Genomic DNA, 23,692 nt, shown 5'->3' on the forward strand with positions numbered 1-23,692 from the left:
ACTTTAGAAGCTGAGTATTTATTATGTATCAATACTAATGGTACAGAAATTATAAATTCGCCAGTAATAGACACAGGCTTAGATGCTACATTATATACTTTTGTATGGTCATTAGAAGGCATAGTATTACCCGGCGAAACAGGTTCAAGTATAGCGCCAACAAGCGGCGGTACTTATAGTGTTATAGCTACAGATAATGCTACAGGATGTGCAAGTATACCAGTAGACACTTTTGTAACAGTAAGCGAGCCACCAGTAATAGACGCAGAAGTAACAAGCTTAGCCTTTGCAGATCAACATGATATTGCGGTAACAGCAAGTGCAAGCGATGCTACAAACAACTCCATAGCAATATACGAGTTTAGTCTAGATGGTGGTAGTTGGGAAACCAACGAGCCAAACGATAGTATGTACACCTTTACAGATGTTGCAGCAGGACAGCACACCATAACAGTAAGAGATAGGATAGGTTGTGGAGAAAGTACAATAACTATTATGGTTATGGATTATCCACATTACTTTACGCCAAATGGTGATGGTTATAATGACACTTGGAATATATCTGCTATTGGTAACCAACCAGATGCTGTGATTTACATCTTCGATCGTTATGGAAAGCTACTAAAACAATTAAGTCCAACAGGTGCAGGATGGAATGGTACTTACAATGGCAATCCAGTACCAACAAGCGACTACTGGTTTACTTTAGAATACAGAGAACCAAGTACAGATGAAAAGAAATCAATACGTGCTCACTTTACATTAAAGAGATAGAGAAAGAAAGACAAGTAATATTATAACTAAAAACGCCTGAACTAATGTTCGGGCGTTTTTGGTTTATGATTTGTTAGTAATTTTAAATTTAATTCAAAACTGATTTTTAAGCTTACTCGAAAATGATATCTTTAGTTATCTAAAAGATAATAATCTGATGAAATGGTTTGTTAAAGATTAACCGTTGATTGCCTCAACTGTATTTACTTTACCTTTTAGCATTTCTTTTAGCATATTTTCTATACCGTTTTTTAAAGTAAATGTTGATGAAGGACAACCACTACAAGCACCTTGCAAGATAACTTTAACCGTTTTAGTCTTTTCATCATAAGAATCAAATTGAATATTTCCACCATCACTAGCAACAGCAGGCTTTATATATTCTTCAAGGATATTAATGATTTCTTTAGAGATGTCGTCTAAGGTTTCAAAATGTGCTTCAACTTTTTCTATAGATTTTTCTATTACTTCAGGTGCATTTGAAGTAATGATTTCTTTACCATTTTCAATATAAGATCTAATAAATTCACGTAGTTCATTTGTAATATCATTCCATTCGGCAACATCATACTTTGTTACAGAAACATAATTTTCATCTATAAAAACACCTTTTACAAAAGGGAAATGAAATAATTCTGTAGCTAAAGGAGACGATTTTGCTGTATCTATAGAAGTGAACTCGAAAGCGGTAGTAGCAATTTTTTTATTAACCACAAATTTAATAACTCCAGGATTTGGTGTGCTCTCGGCGTAAACGGTAACTGGAATTTTTTTAGGAGCTATATCTTGATTTATAACGATGTTACCGTCATTTAAGTAGTTTTCAATTTGTTCGGAAACTTCATTTTGCACATCTGGCCATTCTACAATACCAAAACGTTCAATAGCAATAAAATTACTTGTTATATAAACTTTTTTCACAAAAGGTAAATAGAATAATTGTTGAGCTAAAGGAGAGGCTTTAGCCTCATCGATATTATTAAATTCGAAACTTTGGTGTTGCGTTATAAATTGATTGACTTCAAATTTTAATATTGTAGGATTTGAAGTTTCTTGTGTTGTAATTTTAAAAGTATTCATTTTTCAATGTTTTTTTGCAAAAATACTAAAAGTAAGAAGAGATATCGATATATTTGATGCAGAAATTGGGCTTTAATAAGTGGGAAAATTTAGCTTTTTTGTTAAATCCTTTTTATCTTCGGAGCTTTAACTTTTTAGACTATAAATAATACAAAGTAAATTTATATATTTGGCATCTATATAATTTATTCAACAGTTGAGAGTTATAATAGCATTCGCTATACGTTTTGAACCAAAATTTACCTTGAAAAAAAAAATTATGAGATTACAAAGGTTATTAATATTGGCAATTATAGTGTTTTTTAGCACCCAAATTTCAAGTGCACAAGAAGGACTTCCAGTATATTCAGATTATTTAACAGACAACTATTATTTAATTCATCCATCGATGGCTGGAGTAGCTAATTGTTCTAAGGTTAGAATTACAGGACGTCAACAATGGTTTGGAGACGATGATGCTCCTGCGTTATTGACCGCAAGTATAAATGGTAGAATTGGTGATACTCAATCTGGAATTGGAGGGATAGTATATTCTGACAAAAATGGTTACCATTCTCAAACAGGAGCATATTTAACGTATGCACACCACCTTATGTTTTCTAGAAGCACATCAGATTTAAACATGCTTTCTTTTGGTTTAAGTCTTGGCGTAATTCAATATAAATTAGACGAAACTAGTTTTTTACAAGACGGGTTTGACCCTATTATTGCTGGAATAGAGCAATCTGCTACTAATTTTAATGTAGATTTTGGATTCTCTTACCATTTATATGATTTTTATGCGCATGCCACTGTAAAAAACCTACTAGAAAATGAAGGTGTAAATTTTAATGAGCAAGGTTTAAGTTATAACAATTTAAGAACTTATATTATTTCTCTAGGGAATACTTTTAGTAGTTATAATAACGATTGGAGTTTTGAACCTTCAGTAATGTTTATGTATAGAGATGCAACAGAAGAAGCTTCTTTCGATGTTAACCTTAAAGCATATAAAACAATGGACTTTGGTAAAGTTTGGGGAGGAATCTCTTACCGAAGAAGTTTAGATGGTGCTGATTTTGTTGATGGTACTGGAGTAAGTAGCCAAAAATTACAATATATAACGCCACTTTTAGGTGTTAACATGGATGACTTTATGTTTGCTTATACCTATAGTTACCAAGCAAATTCTGTAGTGTTTAATAATGGTGGTTTTCACCAAATAACATTAGGGTATAACTTTGGTTGTTCTAAAGAGCGTTACAGTTGTAATTGTCCAGCAATTAACTAAACACAATATATTAAACAAAAGATCATGCAAAAGTCGAATGTCGATGCGCGTCTTTTTTTTTAATTATTAAAGTTTAGAATTATTTCCAAGTATAGTTTTTAGCTTTGGCTTGAGATTTTATTGCTTTTATCATGGCATTTTCCAATCCGTTGCTGTTGTCTTTATTTGCCTTTAGAATATAATCCTTTCGTTTACTGTTTAATTCTTGGATTTTTTGCTGAATTGTATCACGTGCTTTCTTTTTAGTGGCAACATACTTTTTTATTTCTGACGCACTTTTGTTTTTAAGTTCCTGAGGTAATTCATTTTCTTGTAAGGTTTCATATTTAAACGCTTTGTCTTTTGAAGCATCTACTAAATCCCAAGACGAATTCTTATATAAGTGAGAGCTTTTACTTACTGTTCTGCTCACTGCATTAGCACTGCTGTAACCTTGAGCATTGTTATCTTGTTCGGCTTGTAATTTCATTTTTTGCCTACCTTGATTACCATATGCTACATAAGTTTTATTAAGGTTGTTGTTTTGTTTTAGAATAGCATTATCATAAGGTGTTGCAACATGAACAGTTTCTTGGTTATGGTTTATTGCCATATAATCGCCATGAGCTAAATCTGCTCCATTTTTCCAGTAACCAGAAATACCTTGATTGTAATCACCACAAAAAATAGTATTTACAGTTACGTCTTTATTATGTGCACGTTTTGAGGCGTCTTTGTAGCTTATTTTTCCTTGAGTAAAAGGTTCGTTTCCAGCAATAAAAATAAATTTCAAATCGTCGGGATTGTCTTTCCATTTTAATTGATCTAATGCCGTGTTTATTACATATCCGCAATATTCGTTACCGCCTTTTGTAGTTAATGAAAAGAGTTGTTTAGAAATTTCATCTAAATCATCACTAAATGCTAATACTTGTCTAATGTAACCTTGTTCACTATTTAAATTGTCGTTTCCATATTCGTAAATTGCAATTTCTAGATTTGGCTTATCGTTTTTATATTTTGCATAGGATAATTCGTTTACAATTTCCCAAAGTTGTGCTTTTGCTTGATCTATTAATCCATCCATACTATTACTGGTGTCTAATAGTAATGCCACTTTAATGTATTGCTTGTCTGGTTTTGGAGTTGCTGGATCAATTGTTTCAATAGCTTGGTTTAGAGCCAAACGCTCTGTTTGCTTTTTATTGTTGGCATTACAAGCCAAAAAGAAAAAGGTTATTAATGCGATTAAGCTGAATTTAAGTGTTGTTTTCATGTGTTTTTATTTAGTATTTTTTATGGTCACAAGCGTTTTACTATTAATCATGCTCTTAGTTGCCGGCCTTTTTGGCATGCACACTTCTAGTTTTCTAATTTTAGTTCCTTCACTTTAATCTCTCCGTCTTTAGACAGTATAAAATATTTGTTTTTTATTACTTCTTTTACCTTTTCTGTAGGTTTTGGTGCTTCAGGTTTCTCTTTATACTGTAGTTTTATTTCCATACCTATTTGTGTTAGAGGTTCTACAATAGACGGATTTATTACAATATCATATTCCTTAAAAGACAATGGATCGTAATAATAAGAGGTTTGCTTTTTTGCTTTAACAACACCTCTCGGCTTTTTTAGTGCTTCAAAAGAAATACTATTAAAAGCTTGATAACTTTTATAGAATTCTCTGGGAAAATGGCAGTATTTTATGTCTGCTATAGTAGGTTTGTAATGTGTTAAATCGAAACCTAAATCTAAATAAAATTGTTTTTTTTCTTTGAGAATTTTAAGTATTTCGGCTCTCAATTTTGTGTAAACAGCTTCTATATTATCAATAAAGTAATCCACTTTTACTAAGTTGTAAATTTCATTTCTTGCACAAGCAGCAAGTATTTTTTCAAACTGATTAACTTTCGTAAATTTAATATGTAGGTTTTGTTGTAGCTCGAAACCTTTTGGGACTTCAGTGTACGTTTTGCTAAAGAGTTTTTTCTCAACTACAGTTTCGTAAACTGGAACAAAGGAAATAACATCTATAATAATATCCTTTCTAAATAGGCCTTGAGCTGCTAGTGTGTTTTTTACACTGTTAACACGTTCATTCATTAATTTGTTCGTTTCTTCTGCAGTTTCACCAATTTGAACCAGATTAAAAACAGCTGTATAAGAATCTGCTACAATATTATTAAGTGCTTTTACATCTATTGTAATTATCGGATTTGGCACTAGGTTGCGCTGTCTAAAAGTATTCATGTTATTTCGATAAGTATTGGCATTACCAAGTGATTTTGCTTGAATAACATTTTGTCTAGAAATAGTTGCATTACCTCTAATTTGTGAAGATGCAAAAGAGAAGCATAATAAGAAGACTAAGTAAATCGAGTATTTCATGTGTTTTTATTTTGATGTAAACTTATAAGCAACCTTTTTTAAATAAAAACCAGAATGAGTGAACGCTACTTTATAATGAGTAACCTTGGTTTGTAAATGAGTAAACAATGTCATTTTCTCTCTGTAATGCTCCAGTTTCGAGACCACTCATTTTATTATGCCAATTAAAGTATGTAAGTTTATCTTTTAGTAAATAAAATGAAAAACATTAAATTATATATCAGTTGTATTTTACTTGTTTTGTGCACCATTACTTCGTACGCACAACAAGGTAGCCCTGTTAGTATAAACCAAAACGATAACGATTTTCACGACATTCGTGGCTTAGTGAAGCAGGAAGACTCGCGCGAAGCAATTGAAGACGTTAACGTTCAAGTAAATGGTGGTGCTTATACATCTTCTAATGGAGCTGGAGAATTTAGAGTGCTTGCAAAAATTGGAGACGAGCTTATTATTAGTCATAAAGATTTTGAGACCATATATTATACTGTAAAAAGTGACGAGCGCATTATTGTAAACGTTTTAGCAAGAACATCGCATTCCGATGTTAATTTATTTAAACGTAAACAAAACAGTTCGTTTAATAGCTTAATAGATTCCGCATTAGTCTATAGGAAGAAGTCTGCCGAAAAAAGTATTCAGTTTGTAACAGAGAGTATTAAAATTAGCACATCTGTTAAACAGAATTCCGAAGCCTTCGAAGTATTAGCCGATGTTTATATGTATTGGAAACAATACGATTTAGCAGTCTCTAATTATAGAATAAGCCTAAATAGTTTTGAGGCTAACGCAGTAGAACTGAAGTTAGGCAAAGCCTATATGATGAATAATAATTATCAGGAAAGTATTTCGGTTTTAGAGGAATTAAATCAGAAAGAACTTTCTAATTATCAATTGGTTGAGTTAAATGAAGGGCTTGGTGATGTGTATTATAGAATGAAAGACTACACAAAGTCTGTTGCTTCATATAAAGAAGCATTAAGCATTGCTCAAAAACATTTAATTGCGCCTAAGGTAACCGACTTAAATTCTAAAATAGCACAAACATTTGATGCCAGTGGTAAAACGGACAAAGCAAAACAATATTTTAGTAACTCCCTTAATTTGGCATCAAAAGAAAACAAGAAAAGAGCAATTGAAGAGAAAGTTAAAGTTGCCGATTTTAATTATTCTAATCGAAATTTTGATGATGAAATTCGTTTGAGAGAAGAAGCTATTTTAGATATAAAAGATATTGAGAGAGATTCTATAATAGATATTGAAAGCGGTTATACCACGCAAAAGCAAAACTATAAGATTGGGAATGCTTTATTTATGCAAAAAAACTATGTTGAAGCGATCCCTTATTTTGAAAAAAGTATTTTGGAAGCAGGAGAGCGCGAAGATTTAGTAGTAAAAAAGGACGCTAATAGAAAGCTGTCTGAAGTATTTGAAGAGGTTGGCGATTTTGAAAATGCAAAAAAAGCGTATAACGAGTATATTAAGTCTGTAGAAGCCCTTTTTGTAAAAAAAGAACAACAAATTACAGAGGCTGCGCGTTTCAACAAAAAAATCACAGATAAACAAAACCGTATTACGTCTCTGGAAAGTGATCGTGAACTATCCGAAAGCAGATATAATTTAAACCAGGAGCAAAATAAGAACCAGAAAATAATAATTTATTCGCTTATTGGTGGATTACTATTATTACTTTTTGCAGGTTTTTTAATGTATAAATATATTAAGCAGCAACGTTTAGCAAATAATTTGTTAGCTTTAAAATCGTTGAGAAGCCAAATGAATCCGCACTTTATATTCAACGCTCTTAACTCTGTAAATAGTTTTATTGCCACTAACGATGAGCGTACAGCAAATAAATATTTAAGTGATTTTTCTAAGTTGATGCGAGCCGTTTTAGAAAATAGTGAGCAAGATTTTATTCCATTGGAAAAAGAAGTAGAATTACTACAATTATACACCAAATTAGAGCATTTTAGATTTCAAGATAAGTTCGACTATACAGTTACAGTAGACGAAGCGATTGCTATTGAAGAGTATCAAATTCCACCAATGTTACTCCAACCTTATATAGAAAATGCGGTTTGGCATGGATTACGCTATAAAGAAGAAAAAGGACAACTTGATATTTCTATTACTAAAAAGAGTAAAGATGAAATTACCATAACCATTACAGATAATGGTATTGGTCGCGAAAAATCTAAAACACTTAAAACCGAAAACCAACTAAAACAGAATTCCAAAGGCATGGGTAATATTAAAAAGCGTGTGGCTATTTTAAATGAAATGTATAAAGATAAAGTTGATGTTTCTATAGACGAATTATATAAAGGACAAACTGAAGTTGATATAGGAACAAAGGTGGTTGTGACTTTGAAAAAGGATTAGAAATGAGAGTTATAGTTTTTTATTTAGTAGTTTTTATTTTAATATTTAGTTGCAAAGCAGCTAAAGAAAGAAAACAATGTATTGAGTTTGTTAATGGGAAAATTGCTTTAGAGATTAATTCTTTTGAAGAGTTAAAAACACATATTACAGATGTTGAAAATTATGAAGATTTACTTTGGGTTAAAGATGGCTTAATCTCATCAAAACAAGAAGTTTTAATATTAATAGAAAACAAAAATGTCCTTACTATACAAAGTATTAAAGGTGCAAACGGAAAAGAAGGGAATAGCGTTATAATAATAACCACAAATCAATGTTTAGAGGAAATTGAACAATAGCAATATGAAAATTAGAGTTTTAATATTGTTGTCATTTTTTATAATTCTCTGTTGTAAATCAGCAGATAAAGCGACAGTTGTAAACTACAATGTCAAACTATCAGATTATATAAAAATGTATTCTGAAAAAGGTTTAATTACAAATAATCCTTTAATAATTGTGAATTCAAAACCATACAAGCTGTACTCAGAATTAGATAAAGGTGATATAGAATTGATGGAACAACCAGCAAGAAATTATAGTTATTTTAAACAGAAAAATAATTATTTCATTGATAAATTAGGAAAAAGAGCATATTATGGAATAGTACATATCAAGAGTCGAATTATTTTGTACTGTGGAATTCCTTGTAAAAGAGAATATATTGTAAATGGTAAATTTACTGAAGAAGAAGAATATTTGGATAAGTATTTTTTACAAAAATTTAAATACCATAACAGCATTTCTAGATTAAAATTAAAAGATAATAATTATGTTTCAATTACTATTGTTGAAACAAAATAACGAATTGCATATGAAACTAAACTCAATAATAGTAGAAGACGAAGAAATAAGTCGAGAGATCCTTAAAAACTATCTCAAAAAATACTGTCCAAATGTAAATGTTATTGGTGAAGCTGCGAACATTAATGAAGGCTTAGAATTAATAAGGAATAACGAATTAGATTTAGTATTTCTAGATGTAGAAATGCCTTATGGTAATGCCTTCGATTTGTTAGATAAAGTTGGCGACAGAGACTTTGAAACCGTTTTTGTAACTGCATACAACAATTACGCATTAGATGCCTTAAATGCGCACGCAAGCTATTATTTAATGAAACCTATTGCTATAGACGATTTAATAAAAGCAGTAGATTACGTAGTAGAGATAAAAACCAAAGAAAATGCACTTCAAGATCAAGTTTTGGTTCCAAAAACGAGTAATAATGTAGCTGGAAAAATAACGATTCCGCAGCAAAATGGTTTTGAAGTTATAAGTACAGCAGATATTTTGTTTTGCAAAGCCGATGATAATTACACCGAAATCTACCTAAATACCAACAAGAAGACAGTAGTTAGTAAAACACTTAAATATTTTGAGCAAGCATTACAGGATTCAAACTTTGCACGTGTGCATAAAAGTTACTTGGTTAACGTTAACGAAGTTGTAAAATATGTAAAAGGAAAAGGAGGAAGTGTAATTTTAAGCAACGGTAAGCAAGTAATGGTTTCACCATCTAGAAAATCTGAATTATTATCTTATTTTAAGTAAAATTCCTGCTAATTTTGTAATATTAGTAATGAAAACAACCTCAAACAAAGCGAGAAGAAATAATAAATATTAATAAGGAGTCTCATAACTCAAAGTCATGAGATTCCTTTTTTCAAAGGAATTAGACTATGCCAATAATAAAACCAGTAAACGGAAAATCACCACAATTACCAGAAGATTGCTACATAGCAGAAAATGCAACTATTGTTGGAGATGTACAAGTAGGAAAACAATGTAGCATTTGGTTTAATGCCGTTTTGCGAGGCGATGTAAATTATATAAAACTAGGTAATAAGGTAAATGTACAAGATGGAGCAGTCGTGCATTGTACCTATCAAAAATACCCAACGACTATTGGCAATAATGTATCTATTGGTCACAACGCCATTGTACATGGTTGTACTATTCATGATAATGTGCTTATAGGTATGGGAAGTATTGTAATGGATAATTGTGTAATTGAAAGCAATAGTATTGTTGCTGCAGGAGCAGTTATTACGCAAAACACTACTGTAGAATCTGGAAGTATTTACGCAGGAGTTCCAGCAAAAAAGGTGAAAGACATTAGTAAGGAATTAATAAATGGAGAAATAAACCGCATTGCAGAAAATTATGTAAAATATTCAAGTTGGTTTAAAGAAGAATAGTTTCTATCAGTATGAAAATTGATGCTGAATCGGTGTCAAAACCTGACTAATCTATTCGGTTTTTTATCTCGCTAATTAATGCTTCACTAGAAGGGATAGCCTTAATTTTTTTAGACGAAATTAATATAGAGAGATTATCTTCAGTTTTAGACAAAATTATTGGATACTCATATTTTGAATTTGGATACAGTTTTTCAAATTCATCACTATGGAGAAAATCCATATTTACTGGAGATGATTTTCTAAAATCTTTCCAATGGTTGTTTTCAGAAAGGGTATCAAAAGTAATAGCACATAAATTACAATTATAAGTTTTTGGACTAAATATCTTATGCGCAACATCTAAAATGGTATTTCCAATTCCAGAATCAGCATTGTAAACAAAGAGCAGTTTCTTCATATTAGAACTCTAAATAATCAACTTCAGACTTTTGTCCGAGAAGTGATTGCATCACTTCTGTCGTCTTTAAATTTATATAAAACGCGTTTCTAGGTTTTACTGTTTCAATATTTAATAATTGATGTTGTTCTAAAACAGATTGTGTTTGTTTTGCTACGGCCAAGCCAGAATCTATAATTTTAACATGCTTCGGAAGCAATTTAGTAAGCATTGGAATAAGATATGGATAATGTGTGCAACCTAACACTAAGTAGTCTATGTTAGCTTCAAGCATAGGTTTTAAATAGCTTTTAAGAAGGGTTTCCATCTCTGTCGAGCCCAACTTACCACTTTCAATTAATTGTACAATACCTTCTCCTATTTGCTCTATAATGGTTATCCCATTAGAATATAAATTAGATGTATTGTGAAACAAAGCGCTAGTTAGTGTGCCTTTAGTTGCCAGAATGCCTATAGCTTTTGTTTTTGTGTTTAATGCCGCTGGTTTTATCGCTGGTTCTATACCAATAAATGGGACACTGTATTTTTTTCTTAAAAGGGTAATAGCATTTGTAGAGGCAGTGTTGCAGGCAACAGCAATAAGTTTACAGTTTTTTTCTAAAAGGAACTCGGTATTTTTAATACTAAGCGCTATAATTTTGTCTTTACCTTTTGGTCCATAAGGCGCATTAATACTATCGGCTAAGTAAATAGAATTTTCGTAAGGTAATAATGCGTGAATCTCCTTCCAAATGGAAGTGCCACCAACACCAGAATCGAATATGCCAATAGGTTGTATACTCATATTAGTTTATAAAAATACAAAAGCCGACTTAATAAGTCGGCTTTTAGTACTATTTGTTTTAGGCTTTTCTTAGAACCCTAATTCTTTCTTTACATCTAAAAGTAAGTCTTTACCTTGAGCCATAATTACGCCTCCACCTTGAGCAGAATCTAACACGTAATCAAAACCTTGAGCTTTTGCTACTTTTAAAATTGCAGCTTTAGCCTTTTCGGTAATTGGTGTTAAAAGATCTATTTCCTTTTGTTGTAATTGTTTTTGTGCATTTTGAGCATATTGTTGAATAGATTGTTGATCTGTCTGTACTTCAACATAGCGCTTCTCGTTTTCTTCTTGAGTTTTTTTAGTTGCTTCTATTTCGTATTGATCAGTTTTAGCTTTTAAGTCTTTTTTCATAGCCTCGATATCAGATTGGTAAGTTTTACCAACACTTTCCATATCTGCTTGTGCCTTTATCGTCTCAGGCATAGACTGAATTAACTCAGAGGTATTAATATGAGCAACTTTTGATTGAGCATTTGTAAAGCTAGTAGCTCCAAAAAATAATGTTGCTGCAATTAGTAATGTTTTAATTTGTTTCATTTTTAAAATAGTATTTGTCTGTTATAAATTATTAATTTTAATCGTCTTGATTCTCTTCTATTGGAGCACTTTCTTTCTCTTTCTCTTTCTCTTTTTCTTCTTTTGCTTTCTTACGATCTTCTAAAGTTTTTTTCCTTTTATCGTCAAGTATTTTTTTTCTAGCTGCTCTATCTGCCAATTTTTTTTGTTTACGTGCTTCTAGAATTTCTTCTTTTGTTTTAGGCACATCTTCAGTTTCGGCTTTTTTATCTCCAGCTTTTCCTGCTGTACTTGTTTTCTCCGCGGTACTTTCTTCTTTATTTGTTTGCTCCTGGGTAGTCCCTTCGTCACTTACTTTTTCCTCAGTACCTTCTTTTAATTTATTTCTAGCCTCTAATTTCTCTTGTTTCAGTTTTTCTCTTGCAGCAATGGCAGCTGCTCTTTTATCTGCTACTACTTTTTTTCTCGCTTCTACTAAAGCAGCTCTATCAGCTTTTTTCTTATCTAAAGCTAGTTGTCTTGCATCTTTACTTCCGTCAATCTCTACAGTTACATCTTCTTCTTTAGCTTGTTTCTTCTCTTTTTTAGACTTTAACTGTTTTCTATTAGAAGAGCGCGTTATTGTTCTTAAAACCTGTTCACTTATATCAAAACGTTCTGCTGAATATAACATAACTACATCTGCAGATTTGTCGAAAATAAAATCGTATTTTTTAGCTTTTGCTATGTCCTGAACAGCCTGAAAAATTTGATCTTGAACGGGCTGCATAAGTTGTCGCTTTTGGATCATTAAATCTCCATTAGGTCCAAATCGCTTTTGCTGATAATCTAATATCTCCTTTTCTTCAAAAAAGATATCTTCTTCGCGTTCTTCAATTAATTCTTTAGTTAAAAGCGCTTTCTCGTTATTTAAATTGGTACGCTTTTGTGCTATACCTTTTAATTGTTTTTCAATATCTTTTTTCCATTTCTGAACTTTTGTTTCTAACTGTGAAGTCGCTTCAGAATATTCAGGAACGTTTTGTAAAATATATTCAGTATCTATATATCCTATTCTTACGCCACGTCCTTGCGCATAAGATTGAAAAGATAACATTGATACTAGGGTCAATAAAAAAAGAACTTTAAATTTCATCTGGTTATATTTTAATATTTAATAACATAAATTCAAAAAAACCGACAGTTTAAATTGTAATTCTGTCTTATTTCAAATACTATAGTTTTCAAAATAACGAATTTTAATTGTAAAAATTTTAATTCTTGAATCAAATCCTCAAATTAATCATTGAAAATATCGTGCCAAAAACATATAGTTAGTAAAATTAGATCATATGTAAATGTCTTTTTTGTAATAAAAGACCTTGAATTATGTGTTAAAATTGTTGTCCGATAATAAAGTGAGTTTCCCATCCATGCTTAACGGTGTTTCCCGGAAGTGGATCGAATCCATATCCAAAATCAATACCTAATAAACCAAATGCTGGCATAAATATTCTAACCCCTAAACCTGCAGAACGTTTTACATTAAATGGGTTATAGTCTTTAAAACTATCATATGATCCTCCTGCGTCTAAAAATCCTAAAGCGTAAATTTTGGCCGATTGTTTTAATGTGATTGGGTAACGTAGCTCTAATGAAAATTTGTTATAAACTGGAGCACCATCGTTATCTGAAAGCGATTGATTTGGATAACCTCTTAATGCAATAACCTCTCTTCCGTCTAATGCAAATGCGCCTAATCCATCTCCTCCAAGGAAGAAACGTTCAAAAGGAACAATACCTCGATCTTGATTGTATGCCCCCAAGAAACCAAATTCTATATTCGATTTAAAAACAAATTTACCTATTAGTTTTGTGTACCATTCAGCTTTAAACTTAATCTTATAGAATTCTAGCCAATTAAAACGTTCTTGATCAATTTGTGATATTCTATTTGAAGCAGCAGTTCTTTGCTCTATATCGTTAGTAGGATCTCCTATTATAACTTGATTAGCTTCTCTTTCTTCTCTTAAAGCCTCATAATCTGTATCATTAAATAAAGAATAAGGTATAGATAATTTTGCTGTAGCAGAAAAACTAGAACCTCCTGTTGGGAATATAGGATCGTTGAAGGTGTTGTTTCTACTTAAACCTAATGTGTAAGATAAGTTGTTTGAATACCCATCACCAAAAGTAAATAGTCCTGTATTATAATTCTTTAAATCGTAATGCTGAAAACTTAAACCTTGAGATAATGTAAAATAATCATCTGGGATCGACAAACGCTTTGCTAAACCAAAAGTAATACCTGTAATATTAAAACGTCTGTTTTTATCTGCTCTTCTGGTTTGTTGATCAAATAAAAATTGTTGTGTCTGCGATAAAGAGGTTGAGAATTGTACTGGTTTTTTGCCTCCCATCCAAGGTTCAGAAAATTGAAAACTATAGGTTCTAAAAAATTGACTGGCTTGTAAACGTAAAGCTAATTTTTGGCCATCTCCGGAAGGAATAGGCTTATAAGCTTCTTTTTTAAAGATGTCCTTTAGAGAGAAGTTGTTAAAGGATAAACCTAGTGTACCAATAAATCCTCCTCCTCCATAACCACCTTGTAGTTCAATTTGGCTCGCTCCAGCTTCCACAACACCATATTCTATGTCTATGGTACCATCTTCTGGACTTGCATTTTTAAACCTAGGATCTATTTGCTCTGCATCGAAGAAGCCTAACTGACTTAATTCACGTACTGTACGTACTACATTTGCTTTACTATATAATTCTCCAGGACGTGTTCTTATTTCTCTGTAGATAACATGGTCATTCGTTTTTTCGTTTCCTACAACTGTAATTTTATTAAAATAGGTTGGTTTACCTTCAATAATTCTAATTTCCATGTCAATTACATTACCATCTGCATTAACTTCTACTGGATTAATTTTAGAAAACAAATAGCCATTATCTTGATAAAGGTTAGTGATATCATCTCCGTCTGGTCTTGAATTATCTGCTATTCGTTCTTCTAATAAGATACCGTTGTAAGTCTCTCCTTTTTCAATACGTAGTTTACGTTTTAAATAGTCGTCGGTATAAACGGTGTTACCTATAAATGTTATATCTCCAAAAGTGTATTTTTCACCTTCTTCAATTTTAATGTTTAAGGTTACTGTTTTAGCATTATTAATAATTAAGGTGTCAGAAATAATACGCGCATCTCTGTATCCATTTTCCTTATACTTATCTATTACACTATTTAAATCTTCTTTAAATTCTGCAGCAATATATTTTGAGCGTTTTAAAATACGAAATGCTTTTTTTTGCTTCGTGTTTTTCATTGCCTTTTTAAGTTTTTTATCACTTAAAATAGAGTTGCCTTCAAAATTTATTTTGTCAATTTTAACCTTTTCACCTCTATCTACACTTAGCACCATGTTTACTCGTGCATTTTGTAGCGAGTCTTTAACAGTAATAGTATTGATATTAACTTTGGTGTTTAAAAAACCTGCTTTTCTGTTTTTACTCTGAATATAATTTTTGGTAGTCGTAATAAGGTTTTCTGTAACCTTTACACCTTCTTGAAGTTTATTTTCTTTAATTAAAGCTTCTTTTTTACTCTTTTTAACTCCAGTAATTTTTAACTCGTTTAAAGCTGGTAAATCTGCTAGCCTAATTTCTAGATAAGCGGCATTACCTTCAACTTTGGATAAGTAAACTTCAATATCACTGAATAGGTTTGTTTTCCATAACTTCTTGATTGCTGTACTTATCTCTTCGCCAGGAATTAATATTTCATCTCCTTTTTTAAGTTTAGAAAATGTAATAATTGTTTGCTCACTAAAACTAGTATTGCCAACAACTTTTATTTCTGCGATTACATATTTCTCACTATTTTCAAAAGATAATTCTTGTGATTGAGCAAATAAACTTGATAGCACAAAAAGGAGTGCTAATGTGTATTGTGAAAATGTTTTCAATTTGAATCTCTTAACTAATTTGTTCACTTGTTTTTCCAAAGCGTCTTTCTCTATTTTGATATTCTGTGATAGCATCACAAAGGTGTTGCTGTGTAAAGTCTGGCCATAATACTTTTGTAAAATACAATTCTGCATATGCTATTTGCCAGAGCAAAAAATTACTGATTCGCTGTTCTCCACTTGTTCTAATAAGTAGATCCACGTCTGGTAAATTTTGCGTGTAAAGATGCTCATTAATAATCGATTCGTCAATATTTTCACAAGAAATTATATTATTTTTAACTTTATCGCTTATTTCTTTAATAGCATTTAACAATTCTTCTCTAGAACCATAGCTTAATGCCAAGGTTAATGTCATTCTAGTATTGTTTTTTGTATTTTCTATAACCTCATTTAACTCTTTGTAAACCTTTTTAGGTAGGTTAGAGAGTTTGCCAATAGCGTTTAGTTTAATGTTATTATCTTGAAGTGTTTTTATTTCTTTCTTTAAAGAAGAGACCAATAATCGCATTAAAGTATCTACTTCTAATTTTGGTCTGTTCCAGTTTTCGGTTGAGAATGCATATAAAGTTAGGTTCTCTATTCCTAATTGTGCACCAGCTTCTACAGTTTGACGTACAGATTTTGTTCCATTTTCGTGACCAATAGCACGAATGAACCCCTTCTGTTTGGCCCAACGACCATTACCATCCATAATAATGGCAACGTGTTTGGGTATTTTACTTGTATTTATTTTACTTGTATCCAAATTATCCTCCTGGGCAAAAACATGGGTTCCTGCCAAATGTATAAGTTAATGTAATACCTGTGAAGGTGTACCAATCATTGTTATTAACATTTCCAAATGCTTTTCTTTCAAACAGTTCTTTAGAATCTGGAACGCTTCCATCTAATTCATCTGAAAACGTATAACGCGCTCCTATTTCGAATGCTAGAATAAAATCTGTAGTGACTGCTACTTTATAGCCCAAAACTATAGGTATGCCATAGGCGTAACTTGTAGATCCTTCATCTACTATTGTTCCATCGGAATTAAAAAAGAAGTTGTCGTGCTTTGCTACGCTAATACCAGAATAGATATAAGGAGTAGATGGAGATCCTCCATTATGAAGATCGAAATCGAAAAACGTAAATTCCATTCCGGCAGAAAGTTCAATAATATTAGTATTAAATTGGAAGCCTCTTTTTTCTCTGCTGGGATCATCCGAATTGTTGTCTATACCTTCTAATTCTGTGGAGATTAATGAAATTCTGTAAGAATGTCTCTTGCTTCTGTTCCATTTGTATATGGCTCCAAAAGCTAGCTGCTTGGGTGCAATATAATCTGTTGCACCTACATCTCCAATAAAGTTACTGCCGCCAACGAAAATACCGAATTCGTTAATTTGTGCACTACTTAATTGTATGCTTATAAATGCTAATAGTAAAAGCGTTAAATACTTCATTGGTCATCAAAGTTTGCAAATATAATAAATAAGATTAGCCTGTAATACCTATTTACCTAATAAAATGACGCTAAACAAATTGTTCTTTTTAAATTTAAAAAGAACTTTTGTTTTGAAAACACATCTTATTAGATAGTTGGTAACTAACTTTCACTAATTTGGTTAGTGTTTAAAACAGTATTTACGTGAAATTATTGTAAGAATTAATGATTTGTAAGTGATATTAATAAAAAGGAGTTTTTTAATTTCTCTTGTCTTCTCCCCAAAGCAGTTTTTTTCTTAAGGTTGTAAGAAAACTTTCAGAATTTAATTCAACCATATTAATGGTGAAAGGGGCTTTTTTTATAGTAATAATAGTATCGTTAGACAAGGTTGCAATTCTTGAGTCTAAAGACACTAAGTAATTATCTTCTCGACCACTTACTTTTAATTCTATCGTTGTGGAGTCTTCGATTACTAAAGGTCTTGCGCTTAGATTATGAGGAGCAATAGGTGTTAAAACAAAACTTGTAGTATCTGGAGTAATTACTGGTCCAGCACAACTTAAAGAATAACCTGTTGATCCTGTTGGTGTAGAAATTATTAAACCATCACTCCAATACGATGTTAAAAACTCGCCATTTAATTTGGTTTCAACAGTAATCATAGATGTTGTATTTTTTCTACTCACGGCAATTTCATTTAAAGCAAAATTTAAATCTTTTATATCACTGTTTTCTGGAGCGGTTTCGATAGATAATAAAGTGCGCTTACTCAATGTGTACTCTTTATTATAAATATCTTTTATTGCTTGTTTTATGTTTTCTGGCTGAATAGTTGCTAAAAACCCAAGCCTTCCCGTATTAATTCCAATTATAGGAATATTTAAATGGTGCACAAAAGTAATGGCTCTCAAAATAGTGCCATCTCCACCAATGCTTACAAGTAGATCGAAGCTTTTATCTAAAGTTTTAAAAGTTTTATAAACTGATGGATTAGAAAGTTCAGTTTTAATATCATTAAAAAATTCGCTTTCAAGATACAATGAAGCACCTAGCGCTATAAGCTCTTTTGAAAGTGTCTTTAAAGAGTCTTTAGACTGTTTTTTTGGATATTGACTGTAAATGGCAACCTTCATAATTATATATTTAGGTATTTGTTTAAATAATCTGAGCGCTCTTTAAGGCCTATTAAATAACTGTCGTCTTCATGTCCAGATAATACATTATAGCTATAGCGTCTAAAGGTTTGCATAATCTCATTAAGGTTTGCATTACCCATTTTTAATGTGATTTGTGCTACATCATTTTCGATTTTAGAAATAAAAGCACCTAATAACTTACCACCGTTAGACTCTACAATTTGGCTAATTTCGCTAAAAGAATAGTCTGCCATTCCTTTTTCAATAATTAAAACGGCGCCAGCTTCAGAAAAGAAAGGTGTTTCATTAAAAAGACTAATCACATCATTTAATTCATAATACCCTAAGTACACATTTTTATTACTTAAAACAGGCATGATATTAGCCGAGTTTTGAGCAAAAGCTTCAAGAACATCTAACCAGTTAGTATCTTCTCTTACAAAAAAACCTTCACCAGAATAACGATAGTCTTCAATGGGCTTTTCGCTTTCAAAACAATGTGCGTCGTTTTCAGAAATACAACCTAAATAAACACCTTCAGCATTTTTAATAGGAATGTGAGAATAGGTTAACTGATTAAACAGCAGCTGGATTTCTTTAACCTTATCCGTATTTAATAATGGTTTTATGTCGTTTATAAGGTAATCTAGAAGATTCATTGTGTGTCTTTCAATTTTATGCAAATTAATTAAAAATAAGAACAATCTCGTGCATCTACTTTGTATTTTTGTACTGAATTTCTCCTGACTAATTAATACCGATTGAAAATGACAAAATTAAGCGTAAACATAAATAAAATAGCAACTTTAAGAAACTCTAGAGGAGGAGACACGCCAAATGTGGTTCAGTTTGCAAAAGATGTTCAACGTTTTGGAGCCGAAGGTGTAACTATACATCCAAGACCAGATGAAAGACATATACGCTATCAAGATGCTTATGATTTAAAACCAATTGTTCATACAGAATATAATATTGAAGGGAACCCTATCTCGAAATTTGTAGATATGGTCTTAGAGATTAAACCAACACAGGTAACCTTAGTGCCAGATAGTATAGATACTTTGACAAGTAATGCAGGTTGGGATACAATTAAAAATAAGAAGTTTTTAACTGAAGTTATTTCAGAATTTAATAGAAATAATATTCGCACTTCTATTTTTGTAGATCCAGATCATAAGCAAATTGAAGGTGCCAAAGCTACAGGAGCAGATAGAATAGAATTATATACTGAAGGTTTCGCTCATCAATATACTTTAGGTAACAAAGACGCTATAAAACCGTATTCGGAATGCGCAGACATTGCAAATAAAATAGGGTTAGGCGTTAATGCAGGACACGATTTGTCTTTAGATAATATCAAGTTTTTTAAGCAGAATATCCCAGGGTTATTAGAAGTTTCAATTGGTCATGCTTTAATTTCTGAAAGCTTATACCTAGGTATTGAAAATGTCGTCAATATGTATTTGAATAAACTGAAATAGAACTTGATTTTGAAATTGAATTGAGAATCAATTCATGTTCTGAAAAATTGAGGAAATAATTAAAAATAGTAGTCACATTAAACTTTGTGATGATTAGTGCAATTCGTGGCTATAATTATCCGAGAAAATAAAAGATAAATTCTCAGTAAATCTCAGCGTACATTCTGTGAATTTCTGAGTAATAAAAAAGCAATGCAATTACATTCAAACATAATAGGAGAAGGGCAACCATTTCTCATTCTTCATGGTTTTTTAGGCATGAGCGATAACTGGAAAACCCTAGGTAAACAATTTGCTAAAGCAGGATTTCAGGTGCATTTAGTAGACCAGCGTAATCACGGAAGAAGCTTGCATAGCAAAGATTTTAATTACGATCTTTTATCTCTAGACTTAAAAGCATATTGTGATATATATAATTTAAAAGATATCGTTTTGCTCGGGCATTCTATGGGAGGAAAAACAGCTATGCTTTTTTCATCGCAATTTCCCGATTATGTAAAGCAATTAATAGTAGCAGATATTTCTCCTCGTTTTTATCCTATTCATCACGATGCCATTTTAGAAGGGTTAAATAGTTTAGACTTTGTAACGTTAAAAAGTAGAGGAGAAGCAGATACGCAACTATCTAATTATGTAAGCGATTATGGAACGCGATTGTTTTTATTAAAAAACTTGTATTGGGTAGAAAAAGGGGTTTTAGATTTAAGAATAAACCTTGAAGCTCTAGCAGAAAACGTAAGCGAAGTTGGCGAGGCATTGCCAGTACATTCAAAATTTGATGGTGAAACACTCTTTTTAAAGGGAGACAAAAGCGAATACATTGGTGTTCAAGATGGAGCCATCATTAAATCACACTTTACAAATGCTAAAATAGAAACCATTGCAAATGCAGGTCATTGGTTGCATGCCGAAAATCCTAAAGATTTTTATAATGCAGTTATTAATTTTGTAAATTGTAAAATATAATAAAACTATGAATTTAATAATCAGACTTCTATTAAACGCTATTGCAGTATTTGTATTGGCTAATGTTTTAAATGGTGTACATGTAGATGGTTATGTGTCCGCAATAATTGTAGCAGTTGTATTATCGGTTTTAAATGTTTTAGTAAAACCACTATTAGTTATTTTAACATTACCAATAACCATAGTAACTTTAGGCTTATTTCTATTAGTAGTTAATGCGCTAATTATTTTGTTAGCAGATAAATTAATTGACGGTTTCTCGGTAGATAATATCTGGTGGGCAATTTTATTTAGTGTGTTATTATCAATATTGCAATCGTTACTGCAGTCGTTTATGAAAAAGAATAAGAAATAGTAGACTACCTTACTAAGGCTGTAATCTGTTAGAGAACGTTTGTATACAGCAAGCTTTCCAACTTTGTGACTTCCCAAGAGCAATTTTACCTTAACAGAGATCCTGAAATTCAACAAATTAAAAACTTTGATGGAGTGTAAAAAATTAGTATTTTTGCACTCCATTTTTGGTTACATAAAATAGATTTTTCAAAATGAAAATTACAAGAGAAAATAAAGACGCATTAAATGCTGTAGTAACGGTGTTAATCGAGAAAGATGATTACGCAACTAAAGTTGAAAAAATCTTATTAGATTATAGAAAAACAGCAAACATTCCTGGATTTAGAAAAGGTCATGTGCCAATGGGAATGGTTAAAAAGCAATATGCTAAACCTGTATTAATCGAAGAGGTTAATAAACTTATTCAAGAAGGATTAAATAAATATTTAGCTGAAGAAAAGTTAGATGTTTTAGGGCAACCATTACCAAAACCTCAAGATGATATCGATTGGGATTCAGATAGTTTTTCTTTTGATTTTGAATTAGGTCTTTCTCCAAAATTCGAAGTTGATTTAAAAGGGAAAAAAGACATTATACAATATAATATCGTTGCAGACGATAAAATGATTAATGGTCAAGTTGAAAACATCCAAAAGCAATACGGTAAATTAGTAGCTTTAACAGAGGTTGCTAAAGACAGCGAAATTACAGGAGTTTACAAAAATGAAGCTGAAGAAATAGAAAACACTGTAACTTTAACTTTAGATAAGTTTAAAGGTAAATCAACAGCAAAGCAATTTGTGGGTGCTAAAGCTGGAGATGTTATTGCGTTAAATACAAAAGGACTTTACGAAGACGATCACGAATTAATCCAAGCATTAAAAGTGGAGCACGATAAAGCACATGGTTTAAATATAGAGGTTAACTTTGAAATTACCGAAATAAACAAACGCGAACCTGCAGATTTAGATCAAGAGTTGTTCGATAAATTATTTGGAAAAGATGGTGTGAAAACGGTTTCAGAATTAAAAGTAAAGATTAAAGAAGATGCTGAAAAGCAATTCGTTCAGCAATCAGATCAGAAGTTTTTAAACGACGTTACAGAGCATTTAGTAGAAAATACTAAATTCGATTTACCAGCAGAATTTTTAACAAAATGGATGCAGTCTGCAGGAGAAAATCCTATGGACGCTGCTACAGCAAAAGAAGAATATATAAAATCTGAAAAAAGTTTACGTTACCAGCTTATCGAAGCGAAGCTAATGGAAGCTAACGGAATTAAAGTGGATTTTGAAGATGTAAAAGAGAGCGCAAAAGCTATGATTAAAGTGCAAATGGCACAATTTGGTCAAATGAATCCTAGTGATAAAGAGCTTGACGATATTGCAGCTAGAGTATTATCTAACCAAGAAGAAGTAAAGCGTTTAAGCGAGCAAGTGGTGAGCCAAAAACTATTGGGCCTTTATAAAGAAAAAGCAAACGTAAAAACTAAAGAATTAACCTACGATAAGTTTGTTAAAGAAGTTTACGGAGATAAATAAACCTTCTAACGCCTTGCCTTTTTAAGGAGTCATGGTCTTTAGCTTTTTTTAGCTAAAGACAGAAAGGTTGTTTTGTGAATAATCATTATATTTAGGCATTGAATTAATTACAATTCAATGCCTATTTTATGAGCGTTAAATTCAACTTAAATAGTTTGAAAACCGCCGATTTAACTATACATTTAACGCTTTCTGAATAAATTCAGAAACTAAACTAAAATATCAAATTCAAAATATAAATATGGATTACGGAAAAGAATTCGAAAAATTTGCTATAAAAGATCAAGGAATAAGCAGTACCTACTACGATAAAATTATTAGTAGTGTAACACCTCAAAACATGACGCCTTACATTATAGAAGAACGTCAATTAAATATCTCTCAACTGGATGTGTTTTCAAGATTAATGATGGATCGTATCCTTTTTTTAGGAACAGGAATAAACGATAATGTTGCTAATATTGTACAAGCACAACTTCTGTTTTTAGAAAGTGTAGACGCTAATAAAGACATTCAAATGTATATAAACTCTCCAGGTGGAAGTGTATATGCAGGATTAGGTATTTACGATACTATGCAGTTTATTAAGCCAGATGTAGCAACTATTTGTACAGGAATGGCAGCTTCAATGGGAGCAGTATTGTTATGTGCAGGTGCAAAAGGAAAACGTAGTGGTTTAACACATTCACGTGTTATGATTCATCAACCTTTAGGTGGAGCACAAGGTCAAGCAAGTGATATAGAAATTACTGCTCGCGAAATTTTAATATTAAAAGAAGAGCTTTATAAAATTATAAGTAAGCATTCAGGTCAAGATTACGACAAGGTTTACGAAGATAGTGATCGTGATTACTGGATGAAATCTGATAAAGCGAAAGAATACGGAATGATAGACGAGATTTTAGCTCGTAATTAAAAATATTTAAGCATTAGTGAGTTAAAGGTATCTTGAAAGGTTTAAGTAAAAACTTTTCATTTTTAACTTTTAACTTTTAACTTAGAAAAG

Annotated in this window: 24 protein-coding genes; 12 read left to right on the plus strand and 12 right to left on the minus strand. The window is 31.5% G+C overall.

Features of this window, described 5'->3' with window-relative positions; translation table 11 throughout:
- The coding region (locus tag RH82_RS12545; RefSeq protein WP_241148063.1) for a T9SS type B sorting domain-containing protein at positions 1-774 on the plus strand (774 nt) is incomplete at its 5' end.
- A 177-nt stretch (positions 775-951) separates the two neighbouring features.
- On the opposite strand, the gene RH82_RS12550 is transcribed toward RH82_RS12545, so the two are convergent.
- Positions 952-1,854: a NifU family protein gene (locus tag RH82_RS12550; RefSeq protein WP_034061218.1), complete on the minus strand. Its 903-nt coding sequence runs from the start codon at positions 1,852-1,854 to the stop codon at positions 952-954.
- Between the two features lie 259 nt (positions 1,855-2,113).
- Between RH82_RS12550 and RH82_RS12555 the strand changes: the two genes are divergently transcribed.
- Positions 2,114-3,124 carry a PorP/SprF family type IX secretion system membrane protein gene (locus RH82_RS12555; RefSeq protein ID WP_034061220.1) on the plus strand — a complete coding sequence of 337 codons (1,011 nt, stop codon included), beginning with the start codon at positions 2,114-2,116 and terminating at the stop codon, positions 3,122-3,124.
- A gap of 79 nt (positions 3,125-3,203) precedes the next feature.
- Here the strand turns inward: RH82_RS12555 and RH82_RS12560 are convergent, their stop codons facing one another.
- Entirely contained in the window at positions 3,204-4,379 is a 1,176-nt protein-coding gene (locus tag RH82_RS12560) for a vWA domain-containing protein (RefSeq protein ID WP_034061221.1), read from the minus strand.
- Positions 4,380-4,465: 86 nt separating this feature from the next.
- Positions 4,466-5,485 (minus strand): SIMPL domain-containing protein, encoded by a 1,020-nt coding sequence (locus tag RH82_RS12565; protein ID WP_034061222.1) that lies wholly within the window; start codon positions 5,483-5,485, stop codon positions 4,466-4,468.
- A gap of 198 nt (positions 5,486-5,683) precedes the next feature.
- Between RH82_RS12565 and RH82_RS12570 the strand changes: the two genes are divergently transcribed.
- The 5 genes from RH82_RS12570 to RH82_RS12590 all read left to right on the plus strand — a co-directional run bounded on the left by RH82_RS12570 (position 5,684) and on the right by RH82_RS12590 (position 10,108).
- Entirely contained in the window at positions 5,684-7,870 is a 2,187-nt protein-coding gene (locus RH82_RS12570) for a histidine kinase (RefSeq protein ID WP_034061223.1), read from the plus strand.
- Between the two features lie 2 nt (positions 7,871-7,872).
- Positions 7,873-8,208, plus strand: coding sequence for a hypothetical protein (locus RH82_RS12575; protein WP_034061224.1), 336 nt, complete (start codon positions 7,873-7,875; stop codon positions 8,206-8,208).
- 4 nt (positions 8,209-8,212) lie between these two features.
- Positions 8,213-8,713, plus strand: coding sequence for a hypothetical protein (locus RH82_RS12580; protein ID WP_156112474.1), 501 nt, complete (start codon positions 8,213-8,215; stop codon positions 8,711-8,713).
- 10 nt (positions 8,714-8,723) lie between these two features.
- Positions 8,724-9,461 (plus strand): LytR/AlgR family response regulator transcription factor, encoded by a 738-nt coding sequence (locus RH82_RS12585; protein WP_034061454.1) that lies wholly within the window; start codon positions 8,724-8,726, stop codon positions 9,459-9,461.
- A gap of 128 nt (positions 9,462-9,589) precedes the next feature.
- Positions 9,590-10,108, plus strand: a complete 519-nt coding sequence (locus tag RH82_RS12590; protein ID WP_034061227.1) for a gamma carbonic anhydrase family protein — start codon at positions 9,590-9,592, stop codon at positions 10,106-10,108.
- 46 nt (positions 10,109-10,154) lie between these two features.
- Here RH82_RS12590 and RH82_RS12595 read toward each other — a convergent pair whose 3' ends face one another.
- The 9 genes from RH82_RS12595 to RH82_RS12635 form a co-directional block, all read right to left on the minus strand.
- Positions 10,155-10,508, minus strand: a complete 354-nt coding sequence (locus RH82_RS12595; RefSeq protein WP_034061229.1) for a hypothetical protein — start codon at positions 10,506-10,508, stop codon at positions 10,155-10,157.
- Between the two features lies 1 nt (position 10,509).
- Positions 10,510-11,292: a glutamate racemase gene (gene murI / locus RH82_RS12600; RefSeq protein WP_034061231.1), complete on the minus strand. Its 783-nt coding sequence runs from the start codon at positions 11,290-11,292 to the stop codon at positions 10,510-10,512.
- 69 nt (positions 11,293-11,361) lie between these two features.
- A complete protein-coding gene (locus RH82_RS12605) occupies positions 11,362-11,871 on the minus strand; it encodes an OmpH family outer membrane protein (RefSeq protein WP_034061232.1) in 510 nt (169 codons plus the stop codon).
- 37 nt (positions 11,872-11,908) lie between these two features.
- Positions 11,909-12,985 carry an OmpH family outer membrane protein gene (locus tag RH82_RS12610; RefSeq protein WP_034061233.1) on the minus strand — a complete coding sequence of 359 codons (1,077 nt, stop codon included), beginning with the start codon at positions 12,983-12,985 and terminating at the stop codon, positions 11,909-11,911.
- A gap of 238 nt (positions 12,986-13,223) precedes the next feature.
- On the minus strand, positions 13,224-15,872 hold the full coding sequence (locus RH82_RS12615; RefSeq protein ID WP_156112475.1) for a BamA/OMP85 family outer membrane protein: 2,649 nt from the start codon (positions 15,870-15,872) through the stop codon (positions 13,224-13,226).
- Positions 15,808-16,545: an isoprenyl transferase gene (locus tag RH82_RS12620; protein WP_034061235.1), complete on the minus strand. Its 738-nt coding sequence runs from the start codon at positions 16,543-16,545 to the stop codon at positions 15,808-15,810. Before RH82_RS12620 ends, RH82_RS12615 begins: the two co-directional genes overlap by 65 nt.
- A gap of 1 nt (position 16,546) precedes the next feature.
- Positions 16,547-17,242 (minus strand): type IX secretion system protein PorG, encoded by a 696-nt coding sequence (gene porG, locus RH82_RS12625; protein WP_034061237.1) that lies wholly within the window; start codon positions 17,240-17,242, stop codon positions 16,547-16,549.
- A 241-nt stretch (positions 17,243-17,483) separates the two neighbouring features.
- Complete coding sequence (locus RH82_RS12630) at positions 17,484-18,359, minus strand: NAD kinase (RefSeq protein WP_034061238.1); 876 nt, start codon at positions 18,357-18,359, stop codon at positions 17,484-17,486.
- Positions 18,360-18,361: 2 nt separating this feature from the next.
- Positions 18,362-19,021 (minus strand): CBS domain-containing protein, encoded by a 660-nt coding sequence (locus RH82_RS12635; RefSeq protein WP_034061240.1) that lies wholly within the window; start codon positions 19,019-19,021, stop codon positions 18,362-18,364.
- Positions 19,022-19,129: 108 nt separating this feature from the next.
- On the opposite strand from RH82_RS12635, the gene RH82_RS12640 reads away from it, so the two are divergent.
- The 5 genes from RH82_RS12640 (at position 19,130) to clpP (ending at position 23,602) form a co-directional block, all read left to right on the plus strand.
- Positions 19,130-19,843: a pyridoxine 5'-phosphate synthase gene (locus RH82_RS12640; RefSeq protein ID WP_034061242.1), complete on the plus strand. Its 714-nt coding sequence runs from the start codon at positions 19,130-19,132 to the stop codon at positions 19,841-19,843.
- Positions 19,844-20,035: 192 nt separating this feature from the next.
- A complete protein-coding gene (locus RH82_RS12645; RefSeq protein WP_034061243.1) occupies positions 20,036-20,809 on the plus strand; it encodes an alpha/beta fold hydrolase in 774 nt (257 codons plus the stop codon).
- Positions 20,810-20,816: 7 nt separating this feature from the next.
- Complete coding sequence (locus RH82_RS12650; protein WP_034061244.1) at positions 20,817-21,164, plus strand: phage holin family protein; 348 nt, start codon at positions 20,817-20,819, stop codon at positions 21,162-21,164.
- Between the two features lie 193 nt (positions 21,165-21,357).
- A complete protein-coding gene (gene tig, locus RH82_RS12655) occupies positions 21,358-22,686 on the plus strand; it encodes a trigger factor (RefSeq protein ID WP_034061246.1) in 1,329 nt (442 codons plus the stop codon).
- A gap of 241 nt (positions 22,687-22,927) precedes the next feature.
- Positions 22,928-23,602, plus strand: coding sequence for an ATP-dependent Clp endopeptidase proteolytic subunit ClpP (clpP, locus tag RH82_RS12660; protein WP_034061248.1), 675 nt, complete (start codon positions 22,928-22,930; stop codon positions 23,600-23,602).
- The last annotated feature ends 90 nt before the right edge of the window (positions 23,603-23,692 follow it).

Origin of the sequence: Lacinutrix jangbogonensis, from assembly GCF_000797445.1 — a bacterium.
GTDB lineage: Bacteria > Bacteroidota > Bacteroidia > Flavobacteriales > Flavobacteriaceae > Lacinutrix > Lacinutrix jangbogonensis.